Origin of the sequence: Kamptonema animale CS-326 (genome assembly GCF_028330895.1) — a bacterium.
GTDB lineage: Bacteria > Cyanobacteriota > Cyanobacteriia > Cyanobacteriales > Microcoleaceae > Kamptonema > Kamptonema formosum.
This window is the reverse complement of sequence record NZ_JAQMUA010000272.1, coordinates 1-19,323: the sequence shown is the minus strand read 5'-3', so window position 1 is coordinate 19,323 and position 19,323 is coordinate 1. Positions and strand designations below refer to the sequence as shown.

Here is a 19,323-nt window from a genome sequence, read left to right as displayed (position 1 = left end):
CTTCGAGGCGGTTAAGGATACCGCCTCGAAGGCGGCGTTACATGGGGAGCGGTAACTATCACAACCGCCACAACGGTCTTAACATTCTCGATCGCCCAAACCGTTTCTAGTATTGTATTTTCCTCCTGCCTTCTGCCTTCTGCCTTCTGCCTCCTGCCTCCTGCCTCCTGCCTCCTGCTATATCACAGCAGCAAAGCTGAAATCTTTGTAAAGAGGGGTTAATCCGATTTTACCCCCGCTAATGTAGTAAATACGACTGTTTACGATAAAAATAGACTGTTAAGCTCACCTGAGCAAAGGCTCATTATTTAATTAAGTTTGATTGGCGATTAAGGTTAATGTAAAGCTCATGGCTAACTCTGTTTTGAATCAGCCTGCCGCGCAGCCGCAAGCGGAGTGGCAGCCAAGGGATATCATTCGTAGCCTCGTCTGGAAGATGGCGATCGCCACTTGGCTATTGATGGCCGTAGGTAGCGCGACGCGGGTAATGAATGCTGGTCTGGCTTGCCCCGACTGGCCGCTATGTTACGGTGAGTTAGTACCCGCCGCCCAGATGAACCTACAAGTATTTCTAGAATGGTTTCATCGGCTGGATGCAGCCTTGATTGGATTAAGCGCGATCGCACTCACGGGACTATCTTGGTGGTACAGGCATCGTCTTCCCGGTTGGCTAGCGATCGCCTCCCCACTCACCCTATTTTTGATCGTTTCCCAAGGCATTTTAGGAGCACTGACGGTAACGCAACTCCTACGGTTTGATATAGTCACCGCTCACTTAGGCATGGCTTTAATATTTTTCATCACCCTAGTAGCGATCGGCTTAATGCTGACACCCTATCAAGCAACCGGAACAGTCGGCAAATTACCCTGGTTAGCGTCAATCGCCGCCTTGCTAATTTACCTCCAAAGCCTATTAGGAGCATTAGTCGGCTCTCAATGGGCGCTACATCAATGCTTTGGCGCATCTGAGCTCTGCGGTGTGATGAATAGCCACATTATGGGGATCGTACCCGCCACCGTCGGCACTTTAGCAGTAATCGCGATCGCCTGGCGAACACCAGCACTAAATGCCACATTACGAAAATTAGCAAACTGGGCGGGCTTATGCCTAATTGCACAGTTACTTTTGGGAGTCGCAACTTTCCGGTTGCACCTGCAAGTAGAACCCTTAACAGTAGCCCACCAAGCAGTCGGTGCAGCCTTACTGGGGACGCTTGTAGCATTCAGCGTTTTAGCATGGCGCGATCGCGCCATATCTGCCAATTAACTCCCTAGTTAGAATAAGTCGGGCGAATATAATTCGCGGCTAAACAAACAAAGTCCGCCTACGCGGACTATAAAAAGAGCAAGGCGACGGTTTTGAAACCCGTGCAGGCGGGTTTAGTCTCTGTAGTAGCGGTTTCAACCGCCCAGTTAAAAACGATCGCTATGCAATTTAGGAAAGGAAATAATGCAGGAAATTCTTACTAACAACCAATCCCGAATCCATCAAAACGCTTTACAGGTAGTTCAAAGTTACTACCAACTAACAAAGCCAAGAATTATCCTGTTGCTGCTAATTACCACAGCGGCGGGAATGTGGATGGCAGCCAAAGGAGAAGTCGATCCCTTATTGCTATTAGCAACTATGACTGGAGGTACTTTAGCTTCTGGTGCTGCTAATACTATTAATTGCATCTACGACAGTGACATTGACTATATCATGGAGCGCACCCGCTGGCGACCAATTCCTTCGGGGCGGGTAAAGCGTCGGGATGCTTTAATTTTCGCAGTCATCCTTGCTAGTTTATCCTTCACCTTGCTCACCGTTGTTGCCAATTTGCTAGCTGCTTTATTAGCAATGTCGGGCATTGTCTTCTACGTCTTAATTTACACCCACTGGCTGAAGCGCCATAGCGTGCAAAATATCGTCATTGGTGGTGCAGCCGGTGCAATTCCACCCTTAGTAGGTTGGGCGGCTGTCACAGGAGATTTAAGTTGGGCGGCGTGGCTATTATTTGCGATTGTGTTCTTATGGACACCCCCCCATTTTTGGGCTTTGGCAATGATGATTCGCGACGAATACGCTGAGGTAGGCGTGCCGATGTTGCCAGTAATTGAAGGAGATAAAGCAACTGCGGTGCAGATTTGGATTTATACTCTGATTTTGATTCCTGCAACTTTGCTGCTAGTTTATCCACTGAATGCAGCCGGTGCAGTTTATGGAGTGGTAGCGACTTTACTGGGGGCGATTTTTATGCAGAAAGCTTGGCTACTGTTGCAGTCTCCAGAAGATCGGGGAGTAGCGCGATCGCTCTTTAAGTATTCCATCTTTTACATGATGTTGCTGTGTGCGGGAATTGTGGTCGATAGTTTGCCTGCGACACATCATTTTACTGCTGCTATAGCTGATAATATGCAGACCTTAATTAGTGCAATTCCGCTGTAGGCATGAGTTAGATTGTCAGGATTTTAATGCAACCCGCCTAGTGCGGGTTTTGTTTTTTATGTTAACAGTTAACAGTTAACTGTTAATAGTTTTTAGTATTATGAACTCTACTGAAAATCAAATTACTGGCGACATTTTGTGAGAAATTAACTCTGGAGCCAAGAAAGGAGAACCATAGTTTACCTCCGCCTCTAAATCTTGTTTTGACACTCCCACACCTTGCAGTTGTGGGATTCTTGAATCAATGACCGAACTTAACCCGTCCTGATTGCTCAGAACAAGCCAGAGGCTCAATCTCCTCAAGCGTTTGAGTTTCGATGTGTCCCACCGTACTTTCTATCCCTAAACCCTTGGCCAAAATATTTCGTGCAGCATTCAAATCTCGATGTTCAACTAATCCACAAGACGGACATTTATGGGTGCGAGTTGACAAATACTTTTTTACCCTAGTCCCACATCTTGAACAATCTTGAGACGTGAAATGAGGCGATACTGCTACAACGTGAACGCCACGTATCTTAGCAAAGTAATCAACCCAATTTGTGAACATCGACCATGCTGCATCTGAAATAGATAAGCCAAGTTTATGGTTTTTTACCATGTTTGACACTTTCAAGTCTTCGTAAACTATCGTGTCGTTTGACACTACTAACGCCCTTGCGGTTTTTACCGCAAATTCTCGGCGTTGCCTACTAACTTTCAAGTGTTTTCTCGCCATCTTATTGATGGCTTTTTTTCTGTTCTTAGAACCCTTCTTCCTTTTAGATACTCGACGTTGTAATCTCTTTAGGGATTTCTCCGACTTTCTTAAGAATCTAGGGTTTTCGATCTGATTGCCTTCTGAATCTGTGTAGAAAAACTCTAACCCCAAATCAATGCCCACTGTTTTACCAGTTGGTGATTGTGGTTCAGTGCGTTCTACATCAATCAGAAATTGGCAATAAAACCCATCGGCTCTTTTGACAACCCTGACTCGTTTGATTTGTTTGGGGTGGTAAAAGTTTAAGTCACGGGTTCCAAGTAGCTTAAATGTTCCTGCTTTGAATCCATCGGTAAAAGTGATGCGTTTCCTGTCTTCAGCAAGTTTCCATCCAGTTTGCTTGTATTCGACTGAACGTCCTCGCTTTTTGAACTTTGGATAACCCTTTTTCCCTGGTTTGCCTTCTTTGCAGTTTGCATAAAACCGAGAAATGCCGTTCCAAGCTCTATCTGCGGATGATTGTCTAGCTTGGGAGTTTAACTTGCCTGCCCAATCATATTCTTTCGCTAGGGTTGCACAAAGTTTTTGGAGATCGTTTTTCCCTACTCCGCGATTGTCCATCCAGTGCCTTAAAGCTTTGTTGCGAACAAAATTGGCAGTACGAATCGTTTCTTCTAGCAACTCGTACTGCCAATTTTTTCCTCTCAATTTTGCTTCTAGTACCAGCATGGTTGTTTTTAAATCAATTCCTATATCTTATCAGATTTCAAAATCAATTCTTGAAGACATGACTGCGGAAGACAGCCGCATCCACTCATCCCAACCCTGAATGGGTTGGGATGAGTGGCGAAAAGCCTGTAAACGTATAGGATCGATAAAATAGACACAATAGGTTTTGCCATCAGCTAAGCTGACAATGCCATCACTTCTACATCCTTTCATTGGCGTTTCTACCTCGTCTCTTTCATCCCAGCCATATTTAAACGTCAGCTTGGGTACGGTTTCCATATCCTTATTCCTCTAGTACAGCTTGTATTTTTCTTAACTCTTCAATATTTAAGAGGGTTATACAGCGGATTCCAGGTTTATAAAGTACAGCCTAGAAACCGGGTTTCTTCTGGATTTCTCGCCAGAAATCGATTTTATTCAAGAAACCCGGTTTCTCTGTACTTCACTTACCTGGAAAGTGCTGTATTTCTCTCACCCTGCTCAATACCACCAATGTAGCTGCGGTGCAGTCCCGCTAGTTTTACCATCGCTACCGCCTACGATCGCCTCTACCTTCTGCCTCCTGCCTCCATAGTAGAGACATCCGGCCCGTACCAGGATCGAGTTCGGTTATCTCCTATTCAGTACATCTGGGCACTAAAAAAAATTCAGGTCATTATGGAATAAGAAGCAAGCAAAACCCCTAGTTTCACAGTCAGTGAGAGTCAGTTGTGCTTAAACCTAGAAGAGTGCCGGCAACCTTAAGGAAAAATGTAGAATTTTCACCTTAAGATAGATGCTTTTACCCTTTACGGCCCTCAAAAATTGTAATAGTATTGAGAAAAGTAAACTGAAAATAACTTCTACTTGTAGGAACCGTCAAAGCCAGTCAGCTTTTAATCAAGTTAATTGGATTGCCAGAGATAACGACCTAAAAGTACGCACCAAACAAAAAGCTTCTACCAATCGTCACCCATGCTTGAAGGGATAGGGAAACCTATCTCTAATATAAGTTTCTCTCCCGCTCCGAAAACTGGGGCAGGCTATGGTCAACTTTCTATCTGTTTAAGGAGTGTAATATTCACCCATGTCTAACGCCACCCCTAAAAACAAAACTGGTAAAGCCCCCTATATGGGCACAAGGCCAGACTCCTCAACAGATACGGTTCGTACCTATCTGCACGAGATCGGCCGTGTGGCGCTGCTCACCCGCGAGCAAGAGATTATTTACGGCAAGCAGGTGCAGCAAATGATGCAATTGCTAGAAGCAAAAGAAGAGCTAGCTAAAGAACTGCGGCGCGAACCAACGGAGGTAGAATGGGCTTTGCAAGTGCAGCTAAGTGAAGCTGAACTCAAGCGCTTGATGCACCAAGGTCGGCGGGCTAAGCAGAAGATGATTGAAGCGAATTTGCGTTTAGTCGTGGCGATCGCGAAAAAGTACCAGAAACGCAATATGGAATTCTTGGATTTAATTCAAGAAGGTACTCTCGGCTTGGAGCGCGGTGTAGAGAAATTTGACCCGATGCGGGGATACAAATTTTCCACCTACGCCTATTGGTGGATTCGCCAAGCGATCACGCGCGCGATCGCTCAACACGCTCGTACCATCCGTTTGCCAATTCACATCACTGAAAAACTGAATAAAATCAAAAAAGTCCAGAGGGAACTAGCCCAGCAGCTAGGTCGCAGTCCCACGCCAGCGGAAATCGGCTCTGCATTGGAATTACACCCCTCCCAAATTCGGGAATACTTGCTGATGGCACGCCATCCAGTTTCTTTGGATCTGCGGGTGGGAGATAACCAGGATACAGAGCTACAAGAGCTTTTAGAGGATGAAAGCGCGTCTCCTGACGATTACATCACAGGGGAATTACTCCGACAAGACCTCAACAACCTGATGGCGGAACTGACTCCTCAACAGCGAGATGTCTTGAGTTTGCGGTTCGGTTTGGAAGACGGTAATGAAATGTCTTTGGCCAAAGTCGGAGAAAGGCTGAAACTCAGCCGCGAACGGGTGCGCCAGCTAGAACATCAAGCCCTCGCTCATTTGCGCCGTCGGCAGGCTCAAGTACGAGAATACCTAGCTAGCTAGATATTGGAGAGAAAAGATTTTAGATTAAAGCTAAAATCTTTTTTTGTATTTATAAGAAATACCCTGAAAACCCTCCGACTTGAGTCCAGGGATGAAAGGGATCGGGAGACTTTAGTCTCCCAGTTAGATATTCCAAGTATAGTACAATAAATCAAAGGAGGTGAAACCCAATGTATGCAGTACAAAAAGATATTTGGCATTTAACGGGACGCGACAAATCCATTGTTGAGCAATTGTTGAGATGGTCAAATAATCTGTTTAATGTCAGCACTTACGAAAGTAGGCAGCGTTATTTTAAGTATCGAGGCGCAGTTAAATATCCCGAACTTTACAAAATAACCAAAACCAACGAAAATTACGGCTTGCTCTACTCGCAAGTTGCTCAACAATCCCTTAAATCTGTCGCTGAATCTTTTAGCTCTTTCCGAGCCTTAGAAAGGCTAGCCAAGAAAGGGCAGCTTAATCAAAAACCGAGACTGCCCAAATATAGAACCAAGGGTAGTATGTACCAAGTCTCGTATCCCGGACAAGCCTTGAAAATAGTCGGCAATCAAGTGAGACTACCTCTAGGAACCAAAGGGAAAGGACATTTTGGGACAGATGCTCTCTGGATTCCATTGCCAGAAAGACTCAAAGATTGCCAGATTAAAGAACTCAGGCTGATACCTAGAAATGGTGAGGTATGGGTCGAATATGTCCACGAATCTCTGACTAAACAAGCCCCTAGTTGCAGCTTGGAAGTAACGGGAATTTTAGGTATCGATCATGGCATCAATAACTGGTTGACCTGTGTTTCTAGCAATGGCAGATCATTTATTGTCGATGGCCACAAATTGAAGTCTTGGAACCAATGGTTTAACAAGCAAAAAGCGCTAGTTCAATCAGAGCACGCTAAACGTAAGTTGCCCAAAGGCTTCTCGTCAAAGAGGCTACAACAGTTGTCAGAAAATCGTGCTAGAAGAATGAGGGATGCGGTTAACAAAGCAGTCAGAACTATCATAGATTACTGCGAAAGCCACCAAATTAACGTCATAGTCTTTGGTTGGAATAAGGGGCAAAAGCAAGAAGTCAATATGGGAGGTAAGACCAATCAGAGTTTCGTTCAAATACCCACAGCTAAAGTCAAGAATAGACTACAACAAGAATGCGACTCTCTAGGCTGGCGATTTGTGGAGCAAGACGAATCTTACACATCAAAAGCCAGCTTCTTAGACCGAGATTGTCTGCCAGTGAAAGTTGGTGAAAAACCCGACAATTGGCAGCCATCAGGCAAAAGGATTAAGCGAGGCTTGTACCGTTCGGCTCAGAAATTAATTCTGAATGCAGACGTTAATGGTGCAGGGAATATCATCCGAAAATCAAAAGTAGCCACAGACTCAATTATTGAGCGAGTGGGTAGCGGGTTGCTGACAAACCCTTTAAGAATTAAACTTTGGCGGGATTCATCCCCCTCATTTTGTCCTTAAGAATCCCCGCGTCTTTAGACTGGGGAGTGTCAAATACAGTCTTAGCCTTTAACAAGGGGTACAAAAACCGGGTTGGTTGCAAGCAACTGGTTGATTATGGCAAGCCTTTTCTCTCAGAAACCCGGTTTATTCAAACTAAATCGATTACGTGGCGTACTAGCGGGATTATTCTTAACTTTGGGGTTAGGAGCGATCGCTACTTACTTGACAAGCACATCTGTAAGCGGATTAGGGTTGTTGGCTGTTGCGTCTCCGAAAGTAACTGCACTTTTGCGTCCGCCAGTCAAATTCTGTCCAAAACCATTTACAATTGACTCCGAGCCGGAGCCAATCAATGCTTTAATAGCTGATGGCATTTATTTCTATGGTCAGTCTCCTCAACGCGACCAAGTTGAAAAGGAGTATTTTGTGTTTGAACTTCGCAAGGGGAAGGTAATAGGAGCTTTTTACCTTCCTCGGTCTGCTTTTTACTGTTTTTATGGCTCTCTACAATCAACTCAGCTAGATGTAAAAGTTGTAGATAGTTTCGACGGGAGTACATCTCCCTATTCTGTCAATCTCCCACAGTATCATCGCCTATCTAACATCAGTGAGAACGATCGCCGGTTACTAAATATATGTAAAAAGACCTATCAACGGCAGGTTTGGGGACAATAGAGAGATTGCTGCGTTCGCTGCCATACTAGGGAGTGCGATCGCGACCTGGCCCTGGATCTTTATTCCCAACCAAATTAAACTTTGCGGTGTAAAGCGCTATGAGGCAAAACTCGCTGCACTTCTTCTACCGTAGTTATACCGCTTGCCACCTTTTCAATTGCTGCTAACCGAAAAGAAATAAAACCTTTTTCAACTAAATAGCGGTGCAACTGAGGCATTGTCCCCTCATAAATTAAATGGCGAATATTATTATCTAAATCTAGCAATTCAACAATTGCTTCTCTTCCTAAATAACCAGAATTAAAACAATTAGCGCAACCTCTACCCTTTCGCCAGCCAAAAGGATTCGCATCTTCCCAATCTAAAGCTAATACCTCCATATCCTCCTGAGTTGGTTTATAAGGTTCTGCACAATGAGGGCAAACTCGCCTCACTAAACGCTGAGCAACAATTCCTAAGAGAGCATCACTAATTAAACCCGGATCTGGCCCGATATCTTTCAATCGGGGAATAGCACCAATGGCATCATTAGTGTGCAAAGTTGTCAAGACTAAATGGCCAGTTAATGCTGCCCTAACTGCTGTATCTGCGGTGTCGCGATCGCGAATTTCGCCTATCATAATAATATCAGGATCTTGACGCAAGATCGCCCGCAAACCCGCAGCTAAAGTCATCCCCGCCCTTTCATGTACCTGCGTTTGCGTAATCCCCGGTAAAACGTATTCCACCGGATCTTCCACCGTCACAACATTCATGTGTTCCGTCGCTACTGACAGTAAACTCGTGTACAGCGTGCTAGTTTTTCCCGAACCAGTAGGCCCGGTAAAAATAATCATCCCTTGGGGTTGTTGCAACCAACTTTTATATATATTTAGTGCCTGGGGAGCAAACCCCAAACTATCTAAATCGCTAAAAGGATTTTCTTGTGGTAATAACCTAATTACCGCTTTTTCTCCACCTACGCAAGGCAAAATACTCACCCGCATATCTAACCCCATTTCTGAACCTTGACCGGCCGCATAATTCTCCCCAATGCGTCCATCTTGGGGACGGCGGCTTTCAGCAATGTCCATGTTAGACATAACTTTTAAAGCCACAACTACTTTACGACCAATCTCCGTAGGAAAAGTAGTAATTTTCCGTAAAATTCCATCAATCCGGTAGCGAACTCTTAAACCATCTGTCCCAGGTTCGAGGTGAATATCGCTAGCGCGGTTTCGCAGCGCCCCCGAAATCAAAGTTTTAATTCTACCAATTTGATCGGCTGCTTTTGTGAGGTAAAGTTCTGTAGTTTCACTAACATCTTCTGGTTCTAATTCTCCAGTAATCGGATTGATTAAAGGCGCAGAACTAATGCGGTTTGGGTCTAGATTTTGGCTGTGAAACCAGGCGCGGTAACTCTTGTCATCAATAGGAATAATTTTGATATCGCTGAAAGTGCGATCGCTCATTATTTTGAGCGATTCTACAGATATCTCTACGGGAGAACCCAAATAATAGCAGTTTCGCCACAACAATAGAGGAATTAGAGGTGGTAATATATTTCTATCGGGAAACTCCCGAAAAAAGCGAAAGCTAACTTCTCGGTCAAGTAACTGCAAATTTACGATTCCCTGATCGTCTACTAAGCTTTGCAGCGCTTGCTCGCAAGTAATGGCACGATTTCTCAGTTGTTGCCAAGCAGATAGGACTGAAGCAGTTTGCATGGTAGTTGCGAATCCTGACTAGAGTTTACTGTTGAAAGGACTTAGGAGAAACATCAAACTGTGAACGATTTTGTAATAACATCAAAATCTTACCCTATAATTAGGCTATACTCATCTTACGATCGCTCGCAAGCATTTTTTGTATTCCTGTGCGTTCTCTGCGGTTAGGCAAAAAACCTTAGCTTTACAAATCAGTTAAAATTACTATAAACTCAGACCTCAATAATAGTTATAATAGTTGACTAGATTTCCACTAACTTATGAAGTTACGCTCCTTTTTATCTTTTCTTATTCCTGGCATTCTTGCCTTATTCGCGTTAAGTGCAGGTGGTTTTTACTGGCTAAGGGCTAACACCCCCCTGAATTTGCTGCAAGGTGGGCCAACTGGTGCGCCTGTGGCTGCGATGTTTGTGCCGAAGAGTGCGCCTGCTATGTTATCAATGCTAGTAAATCCCGATCGGTTGGAAGCTTTGCAGCAGGTTTTTTCTCCTTTCCAAGAGAAAGGGCGATGCCTTCGGCTGGCTACGCCTACGCACTCTGAAGTTAACCAAATTAAAAAAAGCTTGTTGGCAAATACGGGTTTGGATTACAGTCGAGATATTAAGCCCTGGTTGGGGGATGAAATTACTCTGGCGGTAACGGCGACGGATTTCGATCGCGATCGCAGCAATGGCAAACAAATTGGGCTATTATTAGCTCTGGCAAGCGACGATCCTGACCTTAGTCGAGAATTTCTAGAACGCTTCTGGCAGAAACCTACCGTTAGTGGTGAAAATATAGTTTCTGAACAATATAAAGGCGTGAAATTAATTTACAGGACAGGGAGTGTGGGTAACACTCTTTCATCTCTGTCTTCAGAAGGATCGCCAAATTTAGCTACTGCTGTAGTTGGTAGCAGTTCCTCAAATCATCATAGTTTTGTTCTCTTGGCTAACCATCCCAAGGTGTTGCGAGAAGCAATTAATAACGTTCAAGCTGCCAATCTAAATCTGAATAATAATGCTGAATATCAAAAGACTTTAGAAGAGTTAAAAGGTGGCAGAATAGCTGTAGCCTTTGCAAATATAGCGGAAGTAAATGATTGGATTGGTACTCAAAAGGAAATTGGTGATGCACAAAATCCAAATCCGATTACATCTCCCTCAACACTGGCGATCGCTATGGGAATAAATCGGCAAGGATTACTTGCAGAAGCTGTTTTAGTGTCCCCTGAAGGTAAAAATTTTCAATCTCCGTCCCCCAAATCTGGGCTAGTTAAGGCTTTAGATTATGTCCCAGAGGCGAGTCCTTTTGTGGCAGCAAGTACGGATCTTAATCATCTTTGGAACGAAATTGCTGCTGGAGTTACTGGTAACGATCTACTCTCAAAATTGGTAAATCAACCTCTAGCGGATCTCAAAGTAAGTTGGGGTATTGATTTAGCAGAGGATATATTTAGTTGGGTGCGCGGCGAGTATGTTTTAGCTTTGTTACCCCGCCCAGATCGCAATGGCCCTGATTGGATTTTTGCGGCTGAAAAATCACCGGAGTCTGAAAAGGCCATCGCTCGTTTGGATGCGATCGCTCTCAGTCAAGATTATAGCATTGGCAGTTTTAATCTGAATAATCAAAAGATTTCGGCATGGACGCGCTTGACTACTAGCTCTAATTTTAATAATAAAAATACAGCTATTAAAGCTGAAGCTAAGGGCGTTCATGCTACTGTTGGGGAATACGAAGTTTTTACCACTTCTGTAGAGGCAATGGATGAAGCACTGAAAGCTTCACAAACTGGAAGTCTGGCTGGAAATAGTGACTTTCAAACTAGCATTGCACCTTTACCCCAGTTAAATTATGGTTATCTATACTTAGATTGGCCGTCAATTAGGCCTGTGTGGGAGCGGCAAATACCGCTTTTGAGGTTGATTGAGTTATCTGCTAGGCCGTTTTTTGACCATTTGCGCTCGCTTACTTTAACGAGCACTGGTGAAGAAGCAGGTGTACGGCGGGGGAGTGCTTTTATTCGGGTAAATTGAAAGGGTAATGGGTAATGGGTAATGGGTAATTGGTAATTGCTAATTGCTAATTGCTAATTGCTAATTGCTAATTGGGGAAAGGGTTTCCTCTGCTCCTCTGCTCCCCTGCTCCCCCGCTCCCCCGCTCCCCCTCTTCCTTCTTCCTTCTTCCTTCTTCTTAACACTTAACTGGTAGCCTAACAGTAAAAACAGACCCAGAACCCAACTTACTCTCAACTTCAATATCACCACCCATCATTAAGCAAAAGTGGCGGCTAATTGCCAATCCTAACCCCGTACCACCATATTGCCTTGTAGTAGACGTATCCCCTTGCATAAAAGGTTGAAATAAATGCTCTAATTGCGCGGCGGACATCCCAATTCCAGTATCAGCAACTTGGAACAAAAAGAAACATAAATAATCTCCTTCATTTTCTATATCAGCATTAGATAGTTCTTCATTTCCTACCTTTTTATCCTTAGTAAGAGTAATAGTAATAGTACCATCCTTAGTAAACTTAGCTGCATTACTCAGCAAATTAAGTAATATTTGGCGAGTCTTAGTAAGATCGGCATACATTTCACCCAAATTGCTACCAAAAGAAACCTCCAACTTGTTAGAATTTTTCATAGCTAGCGGTTCTACAGTAGAAATTACCTCATCAATCAAATCCATAGGGTTGAAGGTGTCCAGGTAAAGTTCCATCCTTCCTGCTTCAATCTTAGAAATATCAAGAATGTCACTAATCAAGCCTAACAGATGTTTTCCCGCCCTCTGAATCCTATCTAAATCCGAGATAAATTCTTCAGCTCCCAAATCTTCAGCATCTTCTTTCAACAGATCGCTGTAACCAATAATTGCATTGAGAGGAGTACGTAATTCGTGACTCATATTTGCTAAAAAAGCACTTTTGGCTTGATTAGCTGCAACCGCAGATTGGGCAACTTTTTGAAATTCTTCGGCGAGTTTACGTTGAGTAATATCCTCAGAAATGCCAACAACGCGGTAAATTTCCCCTACGTCATTATATATCGGAAAAGCGCGATCGCGAATCCAGCAAATAGAACCGTCAGGACGCAAAATCCGGTATTCTCGATCGTACTCTGCTCGCGTATTTTTCTCAATAAAAGACATCACCCGCTCGCGGTCATCGGGATGAATTGCACTTGCCAAACATTGGGGATTTTCGTATAAACTCTGACGACTGCAACCCCAAATTTGCTCGCAAGCAGGACTTACATAAAGTATCTGCTTTTGATTGGGGTCAATCATCCAAAAAACCTCATGGATATTTTCGGCCATTTGGCGAAAACGCTCCTCAGAAGCTCGTAGCTCCCCGACTATGCGGTGTAGTTCCGTTACATCCTGAACTAAAGAAGCTACTCCTACCACATTACCATCATCATCAATTAAAGTCGTGTTGTACCACTCGCATAAAATAATCTTACCGTCTTTCCTTACATTCTCATTAGTGCTGCGCCTCCCTCCCCGATTTGTCGATAAATCTGCCCAAAGCTGATTGATGTAACTTAAATCTGTGTTAGGAATTAAAAGCTCGATCCCATTGCGCCCTAAAGCTTCTTCGCGGCTATATCCAAAAATTTGTTCCGCCCCTGGATTCCATTCAGATACCTCAAAATTCACCTTCCATTCAATCACGCCCAACGGCGTTTGCTGAAAATGTAGAGCTAATTTTTTCTGAGATTTTTGCAGAGAAGCTATCAACCCCATCTTTTCCGCTTCGGCCTCTTTCTCAGCAGTAATATCTCTAATTAGAATCACTGTTCCTAAATAAGCTATTTTGCCAGATTGGGAAATGGGAATCGAACACTGAGCATTAGCAACTGAAGATTTCTCCTGAGTAATTGGAGATTGTGGCTCAATATTAGCGGTAGTATCCAGACTTTGCTGACCTCGAATTAGGGAGCCACGCAGATTATTATCGTCTTTCAAAATAGCCGTTACAGCCGCCTTACCCGTGCGACCCCTAGCCAAAGGGATTTCCAATGTAAAAACATCTCTGGGACAGCTTTTACTGTGTTCCATTAATTGAGTTACCTCACTCCCAAACACCTCTTGGTACTCTTTGCCCTCAAGGTTAATTTCGCTCAAATCAAATAGAACTAAAAGAGCTGGATTAAAACGAGCAATCTTTCCATTTTGGTCAATTACTAACAAACCATCAGCCAAATTATCGACGATGGCACTCAAATAAACTAGAGCTTCCTGAAGTTCCTCAGTAGCAGTTTCCACTCGCTCTTCCAAAGTAGCGAAAGACTCTTGCAACTGACCAGCCATGCTGTTAAAAGATCGAGCTAAAACTCCCAACTCCTGCGAACGATTTACTTGTAGTTCCCCTTCCCATTCTCCCCGTGAAAAAGCTTCCGCAGCCTTGCTCAAACGCTCAATCGGCCCCACAATCCATTTAGAAGTAAGAATTCCTAGTAGCGTCGCTACTATCAGCGCACCCAAACAGAGCAAGATAGTAGTGCGAGTATTGGCGTTAATTTCATCCATGAAATCTGCTTCTGGCACAACAACCACAATCAACCAATCAAGGCCTCTACCATCAGAAAGCGGTGTCACCTGAACGAATTGGCGATTTCCATCGAGGATGAAATCCGATTGTTGGCTACTTTTAATTTTATTAAAATCCCCAAATCTTTCAACTAAATGCTGCGCCGTCGAGCGAATCAACGCATTTGGGCTACCTGTTGCTGACAATCGTTTAGGGTCATTATTACGACCAAAGAAAGGCTGTTCAGGAGTTGAATTTGCCACCAGTTCTCCAGAGGGTTCGATAATAAAAGTCTGTCCTGAGCGACCAATTTCCAGACTTCGCAGGAATTGATTAATCTGGGAGAGTACCAGGTCAGCACCAATTACACCTAAGAGTTCCCCTTGATTGCCATAAACTGGTCTAGCAGCAGTAATACCCAGTTTGGGAAAGCCAATATATGTGTAAATTTTGCTCCATTTCGCTTTGCCAGCTTTAACTGCGGCTGTATACCAGGGGCGAGGTCGGGGATCGTAGTTAGGAGTAACTTTTAACAGCTTGGAAATATTACCTAAGTTATCGACAGCATAGCTATGAAAGTCGTAGTTAGTGGATTGGTCGCAAACTCCAATTCGTAATTGACCATCATCAAGGCGTTCCACGCCAATAAACTCTTTTTCTTCTGAGGAGAACTGAATGTAGCCGATAGTATCAAAACTTTGAATTTGTTTAAAAAGATAGCGCTTGAGGCCTTCGGAGTCGTGCAAATCTAAAAGACCAAGACGGAAGGCATTGATGTTAATTTGATTGATAGTATGAGGTGTTTCTACATAGCTGTAAAGGTGTTGCTGGATGCGGGCAGTTACTTCGCTGCGAAGTTGGGTTGCCACATTATTAACAGCCTTTTGCCCATTCCGCAGCGAGAGCCACCCTGTCAGTGCTACGGCCGCAAAAGTCTGGAGTGTGAAGGGTACTACTAGGACAGTGCCGAGAGGCACTTTTCCTGATACTTTTATAATCTGGGCGATCAGATATTTTAGCGGCATCATGGAATAATTAATTCAAAATTCAAACTTAAAAATGTTTGAAATTCTTGTGCTTTAAGAGATCCGGCTAGAAAGCAATGGACTTTTGACTAACCTGAGAACTGATTCTCAAATGAAAAATTTTCTCAGCAGTTTGCCAGCAAAGAAGCTTTATCCTAGCAACCAGAGTTGGAAGGGGAACGCCTCTTAACTTAACCTATAGTCTGGAAAATGCAACCGCACCAACAAATTTTTCCTTTACATAAACCAAACTAGGGGAGAAACTAGAGGGTAGAAGGCAGAGGGCATAAAGATTCAGTTATCTAGAAGGGAATAAGGTTCTAGCTGCTTAATATGTGTTTACATACTTGTTGATTTTTGTCTACCTAGTTATTTGCTATACTTTCCAGATGCCAGCGTGAACTTTGAACCCCATCTCTTGAAGTCGATACTTAGAGTCCTTGAGATTATGCTGCACGTTCTCCATCGCCACTTGTCTTTCCTCTAGGGGGCAGCTAGTGGTAATCTCTGAGACCAGTTCCTTAAAGTGAACTACGTGACCTAGTACCTGCTGGCTAAGTACAATGTAAGCTGTAATCAGGGCGGCTCCCCTTTCGTCACGTGGGCCTATGACCCAATGTATATCTACGTGCGTTTCACCAATCTCTTTTGCTCTGAGGAAAGCCAGATACCCTTCGGCATCCTCAAATTCTAAATAGGCCATTGTACTGATGTTAATTCCTTGTTGATTCTAAAGTAATATTTTTACAGCCTGAGAACTTGTGGATTTCCAAAGTGTAACAGGCTCAGGGTAAGGCAGAGCAAAATATTTCCTCCAACTGGGTGCTTTCTCTATGGCTGGGCCATTTGGCTTAAGGCTAGGTATGAGCACTATTTATTTACTGGCAAAAATTATGTGCTTGTGTGGCGATCGCATCTCCTTAAGGATTACGATCTAATTTGCGATCGCTGTTAGGTTAGATATGTTCCAGAGCGAGTTAGGTTTTTTCTCAAAAAAAACCTGATATCAGGATTTAGGGATGCAACTTGTATTGTAATTGACATTCCCCGGTAATTAGGCAACGGGTTTTCAGGCTAGTTATTATAAATTTCAGATTTTACAAATCGTTCACTTAACCCTGCTCATAAAGAACCCATGAAAGAAGGACAAACGCTAAAAGGACGCTATAAAATCATTCAAGACCTCAAGAGAGGAGCTTTTGGCAGGACTTACTGCGCCGAAGATGAGCAGGATTCTCAAGGAAGCTTGTACGTTGTCAAACAACTTCAGCCGAATACAACTAATCCGGCAATTTTAGACGAAGCGCGACGGAGATTTGAACTAGAAGCTTCAACTTTGGAAAAGTTGGGCGATCACGATCAAATCCCTAAACTTTTAGCTCATTTTGAGGAAAATCAAGAATTTTATTTAGTTCAGGATTTTGTTGACGGTCAAGATTTGAGCCGAGAAATTACTGAAGGTAAGCGGTGGAATGAAAGCGATGTGGTGACGATGTTGGTGGATGTTCTGGAAGTTTTAGAGTACATCCATCAGCAAAATGTGATTCACCGCGATATTAAACCATCTAATTTAATTAGGCGCAAGTCTGACCACAAAATTGTGCTAATTGACTTTGGCGCGGTTAAAGAAATAGAAACTTTAGTAATTAATACCTCTGGGCAAACCAGTGGTTCTGTGATCGGTACGCCGGGGTATATGCCGATTGAACATTTGGGAGGAAGACCGCGTTTTAATAGCGATATTTATGCCTTGGGAATGACTGCTATTCAAGCTATAACTGGGGTGGTTCCTCTGAGATTGCCGCGAGATTCGCAAACCGATGAAGTGGTCTGGCGGAATGTGGTAGAAGTGAACGAACAGCTAGCAGATATTTTAGATAAAATGGTCAGGTCGCAATATCGCGATCGCTATCAGTCAGCAACGGAAGTTTTAGACGATCTGCGGGTTGTAGTTAATGAAATCCGGGGACTGCACAGAATAGGACAAATATTAGATAAGCGCTATAAAATTATTAGTTTGTTGGGAGAAGGGAGATTTGGACAAACTTATTTGGCTCTAGATCAGCGGCGAACTGATAATGCTCGCTGTGTTATTAAGCAACTTAAGCTGCAAGCAAATAACCCTTTGATTGTACGGGAAGCGAGAAGAATATTTGAAACTGAAGCCCAAGTTATGTACAGTTTGGGTAAAAACGAATTGATTCCAGACCTGTTGGGTGAGTTTGAAGAAAATCAAGAGTTTTATTTAGTTTGGGAATTTATAGAAGGTGAAGAAGTTAGTAAAGAAATTGCCCGCAGTCGATTTAATGAAGAGCAGGTAGTTGACCTTTTACAAGATGTTCTTTTAACTCTGGCTTTTGCTCACGAACAAACTATTCACTGCGATATTAAACCTGATAATTTAATCCGGCGTTCCTTGGATGGCAGGGTGATGTTAACTGATTTTGGTTCAGTTAAGCAAATTAGCACTTTAGTAGTGAATTATCAAGGGCAATTGAGCATTACTAATGTTATCGGTACACCTGGATATATGCCGAAGGAACAGCAAGCTGGAAATCCGCGCCCTAATAGTGATATTTATGCTTTAGGGATGACGGCGATTCATGCTTTAACAGGGGTATTTCCAGCAGAATTAGGTCAAGAACCAAATACGGGGGAAGTGAATTGGCGGTCGCAAGCTCAAGTTAGTGAGACTTTAGGGGCAATTTTAGATAAGATGGTGCTCAGCTATTTTCGCTCGCGCTATGAATCTGTAGATGAAGTCCTCAATGATTTGCGGAAGGTTCACAGCACTCCCAAGGTGGCAGGCGAGTTAGAAATTCATCCATATTTTGAGTTAGAAGATGGCGATTTTTTTGAGCTAGAAGCTAGTGGGGAGGGTGCCTTGCTACCTGCTAAGGAAAGGTCAGAAATTCACTCTGATTCCGACACAAGAAATGGGGCAATGCAACAGCGGGTAGCTGATAGCAATCAAGCTAAAACAGAGGATTTAGTGGCGGTTCCTCCGGCGATCGAGGAAGAATCGACTACTGCTAAATTACCTCTAACGACAGCGATCGTTACTGTCCCTACATCGCGTCGAAAATTTTTGCCTATTTCTCTGGCAATATTAGCCGTTTTGCTGACTGTAGGCGGCATATTTATCTGGCCGTCTGTACAATTTATTTATTTGTTGAATCAATGTAATGGGTTGATTGAGGCGGAACAAGGAGAAGAAGCAGTACAGGCGTGCGATCGCGCCATAGCTATTAAACCAAACGATCCTGAAGTTTTGAAGGATCAAGGCGATGCACTATCTAGTTTAGAACGCTATGACGCGGCGCTGGTGACTTACGATAAGGCGCTACAATACAAGCCAGATTTTTATCAAGCTTGGAACACGAAGGGTCAAGTTTTGTACAAATTACAACGTTATAATGAGGCGCTGGAGGCCCACGAAAAGGCGATCGCGATCGCGCCAACAGATGCTAAGGGTTTGAATGGTAGAGGCGTGGCGTTGATTGGTTTGGGTAAGTATGATGATGCTTTGGTAGCTTTTGATAAGGCGATCGCGACTAACCCAGATGACTCCCAAGCGTGGGAAAATAAGGGCTTAGCATTGGAGTATTTGCAGCGAACTCAAGATGCAGGAGGCGCATACAAAGAAGCGATCGCTTTACTTGATAATCAGCTTAAACAAAAACCAGAGAATGTCAAGGCATGGGTAGATAAAGGCCGCGTATTGGGTAAATTGCAGCGTCATACAGAGGCGTTAGCCGCCTATGATAATGCCATTCAAATTAAATCAGATTTTTATCCGGCGTGGATTGGTAAAGGTAGTACCCTATTTTTCATGCAGCGCTTTCAAGATGCACTGAATGCTTACGATAAGGCGGTGGAAATTCGCCCGAAATACTATTTACCTTGGCATAATCGGGGTTCCGTATTGTCGGATGGGTTACAGCGTTATGAAAATGCTTTAGCTTCTTATCAAAAGGCGATCGATCTTAACCCCAATTTTTTCCCTGCTTTGCGAGATCAAGGTAAGG

General features: G+C 43.6%; 12 protein-coding genes. 7 read left to right on the top strand and 5 right to left on the bottom strand.

The window, feature by feature from the left end:
• Window positions 1-349 precede the first annotated feature (349 nt).
• Complete coding sequence (locus PN499_RS15755) at window positions 350-1,267, top strand: COX15/CtaA family protein (RefSeq protein WP_272032968.1); 918 nt, start codon at window positions 350-352, stop codon at window positions 1,265-1,267.
• Window positions 1,268-1,450: 183 nt separating this feature from the next.
• The gene (locus PN499_RS15750; RefSeq protein WP_272032966.1) at window positions 1,451-2,428 is read left to right on the top strand and encodes a heme o synthase; all 978 of its coding nucleotides are present in this window, start codon (window positions 1,451-1,453) and stop codon (window positions 2,426-2,428) included.
• Window positions 2,429-2,669: 241 nt separating this feature from the next.
• Here the strand turns inward: PN499_RS15750 and PN499_RS15745 are convergent, their stop codons facing one another.
• Together PN499_RS15745 and PN499_RS15740 are read right to left on the bottom strand one after the other, a co-directional pair.
• Window positions 2,670-3,857, bottom strand: coding sequence for an RNA-guided endonuclease InsQ/TnpB family protein (locus tag PN499_RS15745; RefSeq protein ID WP_272032965.1), 1,188 nt, complete (start codon window positions 3,855-3,857; stop codon window positions 2,670-2,672).
• 30 nt (window positions 3,858-3,887) lie between these two features.
• Entirely contained in the window at window positions 3,888-4,136 is a 249-nt protein-coding gene (locus PN499_RS15740; RefSeq protein WP_272032963.1) for a hypothetical protein, read from the bottom strand.
• Window positions 4,137-4,923: 787 nt separating this feature from the next.
• Here PN499_RS15740 and PN499_RS15735 point away from each other — a divergent pair.
• From PN499_RS15735 to PN499_RS15725, 3 genes are all read left to right on the top strand, one after another.
• A complete protein-coding gene (locus tag PN499_RS15735; protein ID WP_272032962.1) occupies window positions 4,924-5,928 on the top strand; it encodes an RNA polymerase sigma factor, RpoD/SigA family in 1,005 nt (334 codons plus the stop codon).
• Window positions 5,929-6,098: 170 nt separating this feature from the next.
• Window positions 6,099-7,394: an RNA-guided endonuclease InsQ/TnpB family protein gene (locus PN499_RS15730; protein ID WP_272032960.1), complete on the top strand. Its 1,296-nt coding sequence runs from the start codon at window positions 6,099-6,101 to the stop codon at window positions 7,392-7,394.
• Window positions 7,395-7,490: 96 nt separating this feature from the next.
• Window positions 7,491-8,051, top strand: a complete 561-nt coding sequence (locus PN499_RS15725) for a hypothetical protein (protein ID WP_272032958.1) — start codon at window positions 7,491-7,493, stop codon at window positions 8,049-8,051.
• A gap of 74 nt (window positions 8,052-8,125) precedes the next feature.
• On the opposite strand, the gene PN499_RS15720 is transcribed toward PN499_RS15725, so the two are convergent.
• Entirely contained in the window at window positions 8,126-9,757 is a 1,632-nt protein-coding gene (locus PN499_RS15720) for a GspE/PulE family protein (protein WP_272032956.1), read from the bottom strand.
• Window positions 9,758-10,017: 260 nt separating this feature from the next.
• Between PN499_RS15720 and PN499_RS15715 the strand changes: the two genes are divergently transcribed.
• On the top strand, window positions 10,018-11,772 hold the full coding sequence (locus PN499_RS15715) for a DUF3352 domain-containing protein (protein WP_272032954.1): 1,755 nt from the start codon (window positions 10,018-10,020) through the stop codon (window positions 11,770-11,772).
• 157 nt (window positions 11,773-11,929) lie between these two features.
• Here PN499_RS15715 and PN499_RS15710 read toward each other — a convergent pair whose 3' ends face one another.
• Together PN499_RS15710 and PN499_RS15705 are read right to left on the bottom strand one after the other, a co-directional pair.
• On the bottom strand, window positions 11,930-15,298 hold the full coding sequence (locus PN499_RS15710; protein WP_272032952.1) for a PAS domain S-box protein: 3,369 nt from the start codon (window positions 15,296-15,298) through the stop codon (window positions 11,930-11,932).
• Window positions 15,299-15,671: 373 nt separating this feature from the next.
• On the bottom strand, window positions 15,672-15,998 hold the full coding sequence (locus PN499_RS15705; protein ID WP_007354246.1) for a hypothetical protein: 327 nt from the start codon (window positions 15,996-15,998) through the stop codon (window positions 15,672-15,674).
• A gap of 432 nt (window positions 15,999-16,430) precedes the next feature.
• Here PN499_RS15705 and PN499_RS15700 point away from each other — a divergent pair.
• Window positions 16,431-19,323, top strand: a 2,893-nt coding sequence (locus PN499_RS15700; RefSeq protein ID WP_272032950.1) for a serine/threonine-protein kinase, incomplete at its 3' end; no start/stop codon positions are given.

What these genes read in the sequence shown, in the direction of transcription:
- PN499_RS15755 (WP_272032968.1), top strand. Translation starts at nt 350, where the DNA reads ATGGCTAACTCTGTTTTGAATCAGCCTGCCGCGCAGCCGCAAGCGGAG.
- PN499_RS15750 (WP_272032966.1), top strand. Translation starts at nt 1,451, where the DNA reads ATGCAGGAAATTCTTACTAACAACCAATCCCGAATCCATCAAAACGCT.
- PN499_RS15745 (WP_272032965.1), bottom strand. Translation starts at nt 3,857, where the DNA reads ATGCTGGTACTAGAAGCAAAATTGAGAGGAAAAAATTGGCAGTACGAG.
- PN499_RS15740 (WP_272032963.1), bottom strand. Translation starts at nt 4,136, where the DNA reads ATGGAAACCGTACCCAAGCTGACGTTTAAATATGGCTGGGATGAAAGA.
- PN499_RS15735 (WP_272032962.1), top strand. Translation starts at nt 4,924, where the DNA reads ATGTCTAACGCCACCCCTAAAAACAAAACTGGTAAAGCCCCCTATATG.
- PN499_RS15730 (WP_272032960.1), top strand. Translation starts at nt 6,099, where the DNA reads ATGTATGCAGTACAAAAAGATATTTGGCATTTAACGGGACGCGACAAA.
- PN499_RS15725 (WP_272032958.1), top strand. Translation starts at nt 7,491, where the DNA reads ATGGCAAGCCTTTTCTCTCAGAAACCCGGTTTATTCAAACTAAATCGA.
- PN499_RS15720 (WP_272032956.1), bottom strand. Translation starts at nt 9,757, where the DNA reads ATGCAAACTGCTTCAGTCCTATCTGCTTGGCAACAACTGAGAAATCGT.
- PN499_RS15715 (WP_272032954.1), top strand. Translation starts at nt 10,018, where the DNA reads ATGAAGTTACGCTCCTTTTTATCTTTTCTTATTCCTGGCATTCTTGCC.
- PN499_RS15710 (WP_272032952.1), bottom strand. Translation starts at nt 15,298, where the DNA reads ATGATGCCGCTAAAATATCTGATCGCCCAGATTATAAAAGTATCAGGA.
- PN499_RS15705 (WP_007354246.1), bottom strand. Translation starts at nt 15,998, where the DNA reads ATGGCCTATTTAGAATTTGAGGATGCCGAAGGGTATCTGGCTTTCCTC.